Origin of the sequence: Kitasatospora sp. NPDC058115 (assembly GCF_042884635.1) — a bacterium.
GTDB lineage: Bacteria > Actinomycetota > Actinomycetes > Streptomycetales > Streptomycetaceae > Kitasatospora.
In genome coordinates this window covers 18,384-29,837 of sequence record NZ_JBHVTL010000004.1, presented here as the reverse complement: position 1 = coordinate 29,837, position 11,454 = coordinate 18,384, and the positions used below count along the sequence as shown (strand labels likewise).

At 74.1% G+C, this 11,454-nt stretch carries 11 protein-coding genes and 1 pseudogene; 3 read left to right on the top strand and 9 right to left on the bottom strand.

Annotation, left to right across the window (positions count from 1 at the left end):
- Window positions 1-48: 48 nt before the first annotated feature.
- Window positions 49-435: pseudogene (locus ACFVVL_RS05185) on the bottom strand (sigma-70 family RNA polymerase sigma factor); the annotation flags it as partial.
- 99 nt (window positions 436-534) lie between these two features.
- On the opposite strand from ACFVVL_RS05185, the gene ACFVVL_RS05180 reads away from it, so the two are divergent.
- The gene (locus tag ACFVVL_RS05180) at window positions 535-1,203 is read left to right on the top strand and encodes an FMN-dependent NADH-azoreductase (protein ID WP_387671467.1); all 669 of its coding nucleotides are present in this window, start codon (window positions 535-537) and stop codon (window positions 1,201-1,203) included.
- 64 nt (window positions 1,204-1,267) lie between these two features.
- On the opposite strand, the gene ACFVVL_RS05175 is transcribed toward ACFVVL_RS05180, so the two are convergent.
- From ACFVVL_RS05175 to ctaD, 5 genes are all read right to left on the bottom strand, one after another.
- Complete coding sequence (locus ACFVVL_RS05175) at window positions 1,268-1,672, bottom strand: YccF domain-containing protein (protein ID WP_380288261.1); 405 nt, start codon at window positions 1,670-1,672, stop codon at window positions 1,268-1,270.
- Window positions 1,673-1,786: 114 nt separating this feature from the next.
- Window positions 1,787-2,446, bottom strand: coding sequence for a hypothetical protein (locus ACFVVL_RS05170; RefSeq protein ID WP_380288259.1), 660 nt, complete (start codon window positions 2,444-2,446; stop codon window positions 1,787-1,789).
- A gap of 109 nt (window positions 2,447-2,555) precedes the next feature.
- A complete protein-coding gene (locus tag ACFVVL_RS05165; RefSeq protein WP_387671465.1) occupies window positions 2,556-3,506 on the bottom strand; it encodes a M48 family metalloprotease in 951 nt (316 codons plus the stop codon).
- Window positions 3,507-3,516: 10 nt separating this feature from the next.
- Window positions 3,517-3,936 (bottom strand): BlaI/MecI/CopY family transcriptional regulator, encoded by a 420-nt coding sequence (locus ACFVVL_RS05160; RefSeq protein ID WP_387671463.1) that lies wholly within the window; start codon window positions 3,934-3,936, stop codon window positions 3,517-3,519.
- Between the two features lie 36 nt (window positions 3,937-3,972).
- Window positions 3,973-5,691: a cytochrome c oxidase subunit I gene (gene ctaD, locus ACFVVL_RS05155; protein WP_387671461.1), complete on the bottom strand. Its 1,719-nt coding sequence runs from the start codon at window positions 5,689-5,691 to the stop codon at window positions 3,973-3,975.
- Window positions 5,692-5,902: 211 nt separating this feature from the next.
- Here ctaD and ACFVVL_RS05150 point away from each other — a divergent pair, with 211 nt between their 5' ends.
- The gene (locus ACFVVL_RS05150) at window positions 5,903-6,379 is read left to right on the top strand and encodes a hypothetical protein (protein WP_380288251.1); all 477 of its coding nucleotides are present in this window, start codon (window positions 5,903-5,905) and stop codon (window positions 6,377-6,379) included.
- Window positions 6,380-6,435: 56 nt separating this feature from the next.
- Here the strand turns inward: ACFVVL_RS05150 and ACFVVL_RS05145 are convergent, their stop codons facing one another.
- Window positions 6,436-7,398, bottom strand: coding sequence for a DMT family transporter (locus tag ACFVVL_RS05145; protein ID WP_387671459.1), 963 nt, complete (start codon window positions 7,396-7,398; stop codon window positions 6,436-6,438).
- Between ACFVVL_RS05145 and ACFVVL_RS05140 the strand changes: the two genes are divergently transcribed.
- A complete protein-coding gene (locus ACFVVL_RS05140; RefSeq protein ID WP_387671457.1) occupies window positions 7,397-8,851 on the top strand; it encodes a PLP-dependent aminotransferase family protein in 1,455 nt (484 codons plus the stop codon). The genes ACFVVL_RS05145 and ACFVVL_RS05140 overlap by 2 nt on opposite strands.
- Window positions 8,852-8,871: 20 nt before the next feature.
- Here ACFVVL_RS05140 and htpX read toward each other — a convergent pair whose 3' ends face one another.
- Together htpX and ACFVVL_RS05130 are read right to left on the bottom strand one after the other, a co-directional pair.
- Window positions 8,872-9,735 (bottom strand): zinc metalloprotease HtpX, encoded by an 864-nt coding sequence (gene htpX, locus ACFVVL_RS05135; RefSeq protein ID WP_380288246.1) that lies wholly within the window; start codon window positions 9,733-9,735, stop codon window positions 8,872-8,874.
- A gap of 162 nt (window positions 9,736-9,897) precedes the next feature.
- Window positions 9,898-11,442 carry an NADH-quinone oxidoreductase subunit N gene (locus ACFVVL_RS05130; RefSeq protein ID WP_387671454.1) on the bottom strand — a complete coding sequence of 515 codons (1,545 nt, stop codon included), beginning with the start codon at window positions 11,440-11,442 and terminating at the stop codon, window positions 9,898-9,900.
- Window positions 11,443-11,454: the final 12 nt, after the last annotated feature.

The following is an 11,454-nucleotide window of genomic DNA, read 5'->3' as shown; positions in this document are numbered from 1 at the left end:
CCGGGCCCGGCTCGCCAGCTTCTTCGCGGCCACCGTGGTCCGCCCGACGATCGGCCCGATCTCGTCGAACGGCACCGCGAACCCGTCGTGCAGCACGAAGGCGACCCGCTCCGCCGGTCCCAGCCGGTCCAGCACCACCAGCATCGCCCGGCCCACCTCCTCGACCAGCTCGGCCTCCGCCTCCGGCCCGTCCACCACGTCCTCGGCCACCGCGTCCTCGACCGCCACGCCCACGGTCCTCCTGGTCCTCAGCGCGTCCAGGCAGATCCGCGACACCACCGTGGTCAGCCACCCCGGCAGGTTGTCCAGCCGCGCCGCGTCGACCCGTTCCAGCCGCAGCCAGGCCTCCTGCACGGCGTCCTCGGCCTCGGCCGCCGACCCCAGGATCCGCCGCGCGACCGCTCCCAGCCGCCCCCGCTCGGCCTCGAACCGCACCGCCAGTTCCGCACGCCCGTCCACCGGTCACCTTTCCCTCCGCGTCCCCGTCACGGGGGTGACGATGCCCACCCCCCGAAGGTGACCGGGAGCCCCCTCATGCCCAGCCTGCTCCACCTCGACTCCGGCGCGAGTCCGGCCGACCAGTCCGTCAGCCGCCGTCTGACCGCCCGCTTCGCCCACGCCTGGCGGACCCGCCACCCCGGCGCCGGCTACGGCTACCGCGACCTCGCCGCCGACCCGGTCCCGCTCATCGGCGCCGGCTACGCCTCCCTCGGTGTGCGCGTCGAGCGCCACGGCGGCCCCGTGGCGCCCGCCGACGTCCCCGCGTTCGCCACGACCCCGGCCGAGCGGCAGGAGTGGTCCCTCACCCACCCCCTGGTCACCGAGCTGCACGCGGCCGACACGCTCCTGCTCGGCGTCCCGATGTACAACCTCACCGTCCCCGCCGCCCTGAAGGCCTGGATCGACCGGATCACCTTCCCCGGCGTCCACACCGGCCGCCTCGCCGCCACCCGCGTCATCGTCGTCACCGCCCGCGGCGGCGGCTACGGCCCGGGCACCCCGCGCGAGCCCTTCGACTTCCAGACCCCGTACCTGCGCGCCTGGTTCACCGAACACCTCGGCGTCGCGGACGCCGGGCTCCGCTTCGTCCACGCCGAGCTCACCCGCGCCGCCGACGTCCCCGCCCTCGCCCCCTACCGCGACCTCGCCGCCGCATCCCTCGCCGCCGCCCGCGCCGAGCTGGCCCGCCTGGCCGCCGCCTGAGAACACCGAGGGCCGGCGGGAACCCCCGCCGGCCCTGCTCCGCCCCTCGCCTACCGCCCCTCGCCTACCGCCGCCCGCCCCACGGCTCGTCCGTCGAGACGATCTCGCGCCCCAGCGGCATCAGCGACACCGGAATCAGCTTGAGGTTCGCCCATCCGAACGGAATTCCGATGATCGACAGGAACAGCGGAATGCTGGTGACCAGGTGCATCAGCGCCAGCCACCACCCCGCGAAGATCAGCCAGATCACGTTCCCGATGCACGAGGGCGCCCCCGCGTCCGGCCGCTCGACCGCCGTCCGCCCGAACGGCCAGATCACGAATCCGGCCAGGCGGAACGACGCGATACCGAAGGGAATCGTGATGATCAGAATGCAGCAGATGATGCCGGCGATCACATAACCGATCGCCATCCAGAATCCGCAGAAGACCAGCCAGAGCACATTCAGTACGAATCCGATCACCTTCATGCCTGGCACCCTCTCACGTCCGAACCTTCCCCTACGACCACCGATGCCCGCCGACCTGCGGATCTACGCCCCCGGGCAGCACACCTCAGGGATCACTCCGGGTAGCGGCACTCCTCAGGGAGGAGAACGCCCCGGGCCCGAGGTCCAGTCCACCCGCTCCGGAGCCCGCTCCGCGCGCGGTGAGCGGGCCGCGCGGAGCAGCCGGGGATCGGCGGTCCGGTGCGCGAGCCGCACGGTCAGGGTCCAGAGGCCGTAGAGAAGCGCGATGCCGGTCCCGATGAGCAGGAGAACGATGACGATCGTGCCGAGAACGTCCCCCTGTGCCAGCACGGCGATCCCCAGGACATACCCCATGAACAGGAGGACGAAGAAGAAGAACACCCGCACCAGCGAACCCGACCGGGAATGCAGCGGAAACCACAGCAGGACGACCCGGAATCGGTCCAGGAACGACAGACCGTCCGCCACCTGCTCATCGGCCCGGGAGGCCCGCAGGACCGCGAGCTGACTCTGCAGGTGGTCGGCCGCCCACGCCCGCACCGGAGCGATGTCCGTCCCCGGGGCGACCGCCTCGTAGGCGCCGAACCACTCGGTGAGGAAGCCCAGGTGCGCCCGCGCCTCGTCCAGCTCCCGCTGTCGTCTCGCCTCGGCACTCCGGCGCGCGTTCCATTCGCGGAACCACAGCCCGGCCGCGCCGACCAGCGAGGCCACCAGGGCCGTGACCGCCGCCACCAGCGCGCTGTTCCCGACGTTCATCGAACCCGCTGCGGCCACGCCACCACCTCTTCGGCCTGCCTCCGGTCCCGGGCCCGACGCCCTGCTCACCGAGCATGCGGCAGCCCGGACGGGAGCGCTCGGGATGCTGCGCCGTCCGGTGCGCGGGTCACAGCGGCGTGACGGCCTTGAGGACGAGCAGGAGCGCGACGGCGGCGTTGAGCGCGGACAGGGCGGAGGCGGCGGTGCCGAGGGCCGCAACGAGCGCGGCGAGGCCGGCGGGGGTGTGGGCGGGGGGCCAGTTGCGGGTGGTGGGGACGGGACCGAGGAGGGCGGCGACGCGCCGGGGAACGGGGCCCGGGGCCGCGAAGGCGGGGAAGGCGGCGTACGCGGCGGGCGGGCGGTGGGAGGCGAGGGCGGCACGGGCGACGGCGCGGGCGGTGACCCGGCGGTCGCCGACGGCCTGCGCGGACTCCTCGTCGGCCCAGCGCTCCGCGCTGTAGGAGACGGCGCGCTCCAGCGGGCGCAGGAACGGGTTGACGCAGCCCGCCAGTTGGGTGGCCAGCAGGTGGCGGTGGTGCCGGTGGGTCAGGTGGGCGCGTTCGTGGGCGAGCAGCGCGGCGCGTTCGTCCTCGGCGAGGCCGGCCAGCATGCCGGTGGAGACGACGACCCGGCCGGGCGAGCGCGGCGAGCCGGGGAGCGCGTAGGCGTACGGGGCCGGGTCGGGGAGCAGGGCGACGTCGGAGGAGGCGGGCAGGGCGCGGCCGAGGGCGCGCCGGGCGCGGGCGCGGATCCGCAGGTGGCGGGCGAGCGTGCGGCCGACGGCGGCGAGGACGACGGCGAGGACGAGCAGCGCCGCGGTGCCCACCGTCTCGTGGTACGGCAGGGCGGCCCGGACCTCGGGGTCGGACCAGCTGTCGGGCAGCGGGTTGCCGGGGATCTGCGCGGTGCCGATGACGCCGATCAGGGCCAGGCAGAGCGCGCTGCAGAGAGCCATCACGATGCTGATCGCGGTGAGCAGCCGGGCGGCGCCGCGCGGGTGGAGGTGCTGCTCGGTGAGGCGGGCGATGGGCAGCGCCGTCAGCGGCAGGACGAGGGGGAGGAAGACGAAGACACCCACGGTGAGGACGTCAGCCTTCGCGGTCGGTGGCGGGGACGGAGGCGCTGTCGAGCAGGGTGCGCAGCAGCTCCTCGTCGTGCGGGAGGAGCGCGGTGACGAAGCTGGCGAGCACGGCGTCCCGGTCGGGTTCGCCGTCGAGGACGCGGCGCATCCGCAGGGCGGCGAGGCCGGCCGCGTCCGAGGACGCCTGCCAGAGGTAGGAGCGGCCGGAGCGGGTGCGGGTGACGGCGTCCTTGGCGTGGAGCCGGGAGAGGATGGTCATCACGGTGGTGTACGCGAGGCCGCCGTCGAGGCGTTCCTGCACCCAGCCGGCGGTGACGGGGACGGGTGCCCGCTGGAGCACGGCCAGCACCTGCGCCTCCAGCTCGCCCTGGCCGCGCCGCCGGGCCCGCGGGTCGCCGGCCACCGGGGTGTGGGTGTCCTCTGCCATGCCGGTCATCCTAACGAGAAGGTAAAGGACCGGGAATCAGGCTTGTGGTGCGCGGGCGTTCTGCTGCCGGTCGAACGCGGTGATCTCGGGGTGGTGGAGGTCGAAGGCGGGCGACTCGGAGCGGATCCGGGGCAGCGTGACGAAGTTGTGCCGCGGCGGCGGGCAGGAGGTGGCCCACTCCAGCGAGCGCCCGTAGCCCCACGGGTCGTCGACGGTGATCTCCGCCCCGTACCGGACGGTGTGCCAGACGTTGTGGAGGAACGGCAGGGTGGAGATCCCGAGCAGGAAGGAGCCGATGCTGGAGACGGTGTTGAGCGCGGTGAAGCCGTCGGAGGCCAGGTAGTCGGCGTACCGGCGGGGCATGCCCTCGGCGCCGAGCCAGTGCTGCACCAGGAACGTGGTGTGGAATCCCACGAAGAGGGTCCAGAAGTGGATCCGGCCGAGCCGTTCGTCGAGCATCCGGCCGGTGAACTTGGGCCACCAGAAGTGGAAGCCGGCGAACATGGCGAAGACGACCGTCCCGAACACCACGTAGTGGAAGTGCGCGACGACGAAGTACGAGTCGGAGACGTGGAAGTCGATCGGCGGCGCGGCCAGCAGCACGCCGGTGAGGCCGCCGAACAGGAAGGTGACCAGGAAGCCGACGGCCCACAGCATCGGCGTCTCGAAGCTGAGCGAGCCCCGCCACATGGTGCCGATCCAGTTGAAGAACTTCACCCCGGTGGGCACCGCGATCAGCATCGTCATGATCGAGAAGAACGGCAGCAGCACCTGCCCGGTGACGAACATGTGGTGCGCCCAGACGGTGATCGACAGGCCGGTGATGGCGACGGTCGCGCCGATCAGCCCGGTGTAGCCGAAGATCGGCTTGCGGCTGAACACCGGGATGATCTCGGTGATGATGCCGAAGAACGGCAGCGCGATGATGTAGACCTCCGGGTGCCCGAAGAACCAGAACAGGTGCTGCCAGAGCAGCGCCCCGCCGTTGGCCGCGTCGAAGACGTGGGTGTGGAAGCGCCGGTCCGCCTCCAGGCAGAGCAGCGCGGCCGCCAGCACCGGGAAGGCGAACAGCACCAGGACGGCGGTCAGCAGGATGTTCCAGACGAAGATCGGCATCCGGAACAGCGTCATCCCGGGCGCCCGGAAGCAGACGATCGTGGTGATGAAGTTGACCGAGCCGAGGATCGTGCCGAAGCCGGAGAGCGCCAGGCCCATGATCCACAGGTCGGCGCCCAGACCCGGGGAGTGCTGCAGGCCGTTCAGCGGCGCGTAGGCGAACCAGCCGAAGTCGGCCGCGCCGTCCGGGGTGAGGAAGCCGTAGACGACGATCAGCGAGCCGAACAGGTACAGCCAGTAGGCGATCGCGTTCAGCCGGGGGAAGGCGACGTCGGGGGCGCCGAGCTGCAGCGGCATGATCCAGTTGGCGAACCCGGCGAACAGCGGGGTCGCGAACATCAGCAGCATGATCGTGCCATGCATGGTGAAGAGCTGGTTGAACTGCTCGGGCGAGAGCAGTTGCAGCCCGGGGCGGGCCAGCTCGATCCGCATCAGCATCGCCATCAGCCCTCCGAACAGGAAGAACAGGAAGGAGGTGGTGATGTAGAGGGTGCCGATCCGCTTGTGGTCGGTGGTGGTGAGCCAGCCGACCAGGGCCCGCCCGCGCCGGCGGCGGGCGGCGCGGCGGCGTTCCGGCCGGGACGCGCGCGACGGGTGCGGGGGCTGCTGCTCCGCGGTGTCCTGCGGCAGGAGAGTCACGCGCTGCGCCTTCCGGGTCCGGGGCAGGGGTCGGACCACCAGTACCGGCCGGCCGGCCGCACCGGGCGGGGACGCGCGGGGAGGGTCACCCGAACAGGCGCGGCCCGGTTGCCCGGCACCGGCCGGGGCCGGACGGTCGAAGTCCGCACGTCTCTCCGCCCACCTGTCCGGAGGGCCTGTCCGGCCCCGGCGTCCGGTCCTGGAGGAACCCATGAGCAGTACGTCGTCGACTCCCCCGCCGGAGGAGCCCCCGCCCTGGCGCCACGGCACCGGCCAGCCTCCGCCGCCGCCCTCGCACCACCGGTTCCGCGAGTGGGCGCCCGGCTTCGTGGTGTTCGCCGGTGTCCTGATGCTCATCAACGGCATCATGGAGGTGCTGCGCGGGATCATGGCGGTGCACGAGGACGAGGTCTTCCTGACCACCAACCGCTACGTCTTCCGCTTCGACCTCACCGGCTGGGGCTGGATCCACATCGTCGTCGGCGTGCTGGTCGCGGTGGTCGGCGCCTTCCTCCTCAAGGGCGCCCCCTGGGCGCGGTACGCCGGTATCGTCCTCACCGCGGTGAGCGCCATCGACGGCTTCCTGGCGATGCCGTACTACCCGGGGTGGTCGATCGTGGTGATCGCCCTGGACGTCTTCATCATCTGGGCGCTCTGCGTCTACCGGCCCGCGGAGGCCGGTCACTGATCCCCGGCCCCGCCGTGCCCGGTCCCGTCCTCGGTACGGGACCGGGCACCGCGGCGTCAGGCGCGGGCCCGCTGGGTGAGCGCGATGCAGAGCAGCACCACCACCGCCGTCACGGGCGCCGCGGCCGGCAGGTCCTCACCGAGCAGCAGCACCGACCAGACGAGCGTGATCAGCGGCTGGGCCAGCTGCAGCTGGCTCGCCCTCGGGACCCCGATCAGCGCCATCCCCCGGTACCAGACCACGAACCCGCCGAACTGCGAGACCGCCGCCGTGTAGAGCAGCCCGGCCACCGCCTTCGCGCCGGGGCCGCCGGCCGGAAGCGGCTCGGCGGGCAGCGCCAGGGCCGTGGTCAGCGCGGTGACCGGCAGTGCGGCGACCACCGCCCAGCCGATCACCTGCCAGCCGGGCAGCTCCCGGGAGATCCGCCCGCCCTCCGCGTACCCGGCCGCGCAGACCAGCAGCGCCGCGAACAGGAAGAGGTCGGCGAGGCCGGGCCGCCCGTGGCTCTGCACCAGGGTGAACCCGAGCACCGCGACGGCCCCGGCCAGCGCCGCGCCCCAGAACAGCCGGGACGGACGGCGGCCGTCCCGGCGGGCGCGCACGGCGGCGAAGGCGGCGGTGGCCAGCGGCAGCAGGCCGATGACGACCGCCGAGTGGGCGGTCGAGGAGGTGCGCAGCGCCAGCGTGGTGAGCAGCGGGAAGCCGAGCACGCAGCCGGCCGCGACCACCAGCAGGCCGGGCCGGTGCCGGCGCGCGGGCAGCGGGACACGGGCGGCCGCGAGGCAGAGCGCGGCGAGCAGGCCGGCCAGCAGGCCGCGCAGGCCGGTGGCTGTCCAGGGGCCGAAGCCGGTCAGGGCCCAGGCGGTGGCGGGGAAGCTGAAGGAGAAGGAGAGGACGCCCAGGGCGGCCAGTGCCGTGCCGGTGGAGCCCGTCGCGGCGGGGGCGGGGGCGGAGCCGGCGGCCGTAGCGGGCCGGGCCGCTACCGCCGGGGAGGTGGTAGCGCTATCTTGTGCTCTCATGAACGAGCGTAGCAGTGTGGCCGAACTCGCCGACAGTCTGCGCCGGGAGGTCGAGCGCTACCCGGAGGGGCGGAAGCTGCCGTCGAGCCGGATGCTGATGGAGCGCCACCAGGTCAGCCCGGGGACGGTCTCCCGTGCCATCGCCGTCCTGGCCGCCGAGGGGCTGGTGGTCTCCCGGCCGGGCGCCGGGGTGTTCCGGGCGGCGGCCTTCGCGGGCGCTCCGGGTGCCGGGGTGCCCGCCGCCGCGCGTCCGGGCGACCTCTCCTGGCAGGAGATCGCGCTCAGCAGCGACACCGGCCCGCGCGACCTGCTGGCCGCCCCGGTCTTCGCCACCCTGCGCGTTCCGCCGCCCGGCGTCGTGGACCTCAACAGCGGCTACCCGCACGCCTCGCTGCTGCCCGAACGGCTGCTCGCCGCCGCCCTCGGCCGGGCCGGGCGGCGGCCGGGCGCCTGGGAGCGCCCGCCCACCGACGGCCTCACCGAACTGCGCGGCTGGTTCGCCCGCGACATCGGCGGCCACGGCGGGCCGATCGCCACCGGGGACGTCCTGATCACCTCCGGCGGGCAGGGCGGGCTCACCGTGGCGATGCGCTCGCTCGCCGCCCCCGGCGCGCCGGTCCTGGTGGAGTCACCGACGTACTCCGGGATCCTCGCGGTCGTCCGGGCCGCCGGGCTGCGTCCGGTCCCGGTGCCGGTCGACGCCGACGGGGTGCGCACCGACCTGCTGGCCGACGCCTTCGCGGCCACCCGGGCGCGGGTCTTCGTCTGCCAGCCGCTGTTCCAGAACCCGACCGGCGCGGTGCTCTCCCCCGAGCGCCGGGCCGAGGTGCTGCGGATCGCCCGGGCGGCGGGCGCGTTCGTCGTCGAGGACGACTTCTCCCGGCTGCTGGTCCACGCGGACGCCCCCGCGCTGCCGCGTCCGCTCGCCGCCGACGACCGCGACGGGGTGGTGGTGCACCTGCGCTCGCTGACCAAGGCCGCCTCGCCCAACCTGCGGGTCGGGGCGCTCACCGCGCGCGGGCCGGCGCTCGCCCGGCTGCGGGCCACCCAGGTGGTGGACAGCTTCTTCGTGCCCCGGCCCTTGCAGGAGGCGACCCTGGAGCTGGTCGCCGACCCCGGCTGGGCCCGTCATCTGCGCGCCCTCGGCACCGAGCTGCGCGACCGCCGCACCGCCGCCGTCGCGGCCCTGCACCGCGAGCTGCCGGGCCTGCTCGGCACGTACCGGCCCGGCGGCTACCACCTGTGGCTGCGGCTGCCGGACGGCGTCGACGACGGCGCCCTCACCGCCGCCGCCCTGCGGGCCGGCGTCCAGGTGACCCCCGGGCGCCCGTACCACGCCGCCGAACCCCCGGCCCCGCACCTGCGGCTGAGCTACGCGGCCGCCGAGAGCTCCGCCCAGGTGGTGGAGGGCGTGCACCGGCTGCGGCGGGCCTTCGAGGAGCTCACGGGCTGACGGCACCGGCCGCGCGCGGGCTACCGCCCGTAGCCGGCCATCCGCTCCAGCCGGGCGATCCGCTCGCCCATCGGCGGGTGGGTGGAGAACAGCTTCGCCCCGGCCTCGCCCGGCCGGAACGGGCTGGCGATCATCATGTGGCTGGCGGTCTGGATCTGCGGCTCCGGCGGCAGCGGCAGCTGCCGGGTGCCGGCGTCCAGCTTGCGCAGCGCGCTCGCCAGGGCGAGCGGGTCGCCGGTGATCCGGGCGCCGTCGGCGTCGGCCTGGTACTCGCGGGAGCGGCTGACGGCCAGCTGGATCAGCGAGGCCGCGACCGGGCCGAGGATCATGATCGCGAGCATGCCGAACAGGCCCGGGCCGTCGTCGTCCTCGCTGCGGCCGAACGGGATCAGCCAGGCGAAGTTCACCAGGAACATCACCACCGAGGCGAGCGCCCCGGCCACCGAGGAGATCAGGATGTCGCGGTTGTAGACGTGGCTCAGCTCGTGGCCGAGGACGCCGCGCAGCTCCCGCTCGTCGAGCAGTTGCAGGATGCCGTCGGTGCAGCAGACCGCCGCGTTGCGCGGGTTGCGGCCGGTGGCGAAGGCGTTCGGGGCCGGGGTCGGCGAGATGTAGAGGCGGGGCATCGGCTGGCGGGCCGCGGTGGAGAGCTCACGGACGATCCGGTACAGCTGCGGGGCCTCGATCTCGCTCACCGGGCGGGCGCGCATGGCGCGCAGGGCGAGCTTGTCGCTGTTCCAGTAGGCGTAGGCGTTGGTGCCGAGGGCGACCAGCAGGGCGATCACGAAGCCCGTGCGGCCGAAGAAGCTGCCGATCACCAGGATCAGCGCCGAGAGGCCGCCCAGCAGGGCGGCGGTCCTCAGTCCGTTGTGCCGGCGGTGCACGGCTGGCCCTCCAATGGTGCGTGGGGAAGCCCTTTCTGCCTCGTCCCTCCTGCCCGCTCAACGGGCGGGGACGTGGGCCTTGTTCCCTTGTGACCGGCGTGACACCCGGCCGGGTGACCGGGGCCGCACCGCCCGTCACCTCGGCACACGCCGCGCGGAGGGTCAGAACAACGAGCCGCCGACCACCTGGAGGACCAGCTGCGGGGCCACCGAGAGCACCACCGCCGCCGAGGCGGTGAGCCCCAGGGTGGCGGTCAGCGACACCGGCAGGCGCCGCTCGGCGGCGGGGGCCGCGGCGGCCCCCTCCTCCGCCGGGGCGAAGAGCCGGGCGGTCCAGAGCAGGTAGTAGAACAGGGCGACGACCACGTTGACGGCCATCACCACGGCCAGCCAGCCCAGACCGGCGTCGACGGCGGCGCGGAAGACCACCACCTTGCCGAACAGGCCGATCACGCCCGGGGGCAGTCCGGCCAGGCAGAGCAGGAAGAACGCCAGCGCCAGCGCCGTCCAGCGGTTGCGCCCGAACAGGCCGCGGAAGTCGTCCACGCTGGTCCCGGCCCGGCGCCCGACCGCCGCCACCACGCCGAAGGCGCCGAGGTTGACCACGCCGTAGATCAGCGCGTACGCGGCGGTGGCGCCCAGCGGGTCGGTCGCGGTGGGCGCGTAGCCGGCCGCGGCCAGCGGCACCAGCAGGTAGCCGGCCTGGCCCACCGAGGACCACGCGAGCAGCCGGACCGCGCTGAACCGGGTGTCGAAGCGCTGGCGCAGCGCGCCCACGTTGCCCACCGTCATGGTGACGGCGGCCAGCACCGCGAGCGCCAGGCCCCAGGTGTGCGCGTACGGGCGGAAGGCGATCGTGGTGGCCAGCGCCAGACCGGCCAGACCGGCCGCCTTGCCGACCACCGAGAGGTAGCCGGCCACCGGCAGCGGGGCGCCGGTGTAGGTGTCCGGCACCCAGAAGTGGAACGGGACGGCGGCCACCTTGAAGGCGAAGCCGACCAGGGTGAGCACGGCGCCCGCCTCGGCCAGCGGCTTCAGCTGTCCGGGCGCGTGCTCCAGGCCGGTGGCGACGGCGCCCAGGTGCAGGCTGCCGCTCGCCGCGTAGACGAAGCCGATGCCGAGCAGCATCACGGCGGTCGCGGTGACGGAGGAGAGGAAGAACTTCAGCGCGGCCTCGGCGCCCCGGCCGTCCCGGCGCAGCGCGACCAGGGCGAAGGCGGGCAGCGAGGCCACCTCCAGGGCGATCACCAGGGTGGCGAGGTCGCGGGAGGCGGGGAGCAGGGCGGCGCCGCAGGCGCTGGCGAGCAGCAGGAACCAGTACTCGCCGCGGGGCAGCTCCTCCTCGTCCACCGTGTGCGCGGACAGCAGCGCGGCGATCAGCGCGCCGCCGAGCGCGAGCAGCTGGAAGACCAGCGCGAAGTGGTCGGCGACGTAGGAGCAGCCCGCGTTGTCGGTGGCTCCTGTTACGTTCTGCGCACAGAAGGTGGCCCGGGGTGATCCGCCGGTGAGCGGGAGGAGCGAGATGAGCGCGAGGGCGAGTCCGGCGGCGGTGAGCCGGCCCAGCCACTTCTTGTGCTGCGCGGGCAGGAAGAGGTCGGTGACCAGCACGGCCAGGGCGGCCACGGCGGCGATCAGCGGGGGCGCGATCGCCACCCAGTCCACGGACTGGATCAGGCTGCCCGGGTTGGCGACGGCGAGGGAGGTCACAGTGGTCTGCCC

Coding starts and splice junctions, on each gene's coding strand:
- ACFVVL_RS05140 (WP_387671457.1), top strand. CDS start 7,397: ATGAACGAGCGTAGCAGTGTGGCCGAACTCGCCGACAGTCTGCGCCGG.
- ACFVVL_RS05180 (WP_387671467.1), top strand. CDS start 535: ATGCCCAGCCTGCTCCACCTCGACTCCGGCGCGAGTCCGGCCGACCAG.
- ACFVVL_RS05175 (WP_380288261.1), bottom strand. CDS start 1,672: ATGAAGGTGATCGGATTCGTACTGAATGTGCTCTGGCTGGTCTTCTGC.
- ACFVVL_RS05145 (WP_387671459.1), bottom strand. CDS start 7,398: ATGAGAGCACAAGATAGCGCTACCACCTCCCCGGCGGTAGCGGCCCGG.
- ACFVVL_RS05150 (WP_380288251.1), top strand. CDS start 5,903: ATGAGCAGTACGTCGTCGACTCCCCCGCCGGAGGAGCCCCCGCCCTGG.
- ACFVVL_RS05160 (WP_387671463.1), bottom strand. CDS start 3,936: ATGGCAGAGGACACCCACACCCCGGTGGCCGGCGACCCGCGGGCCCGG.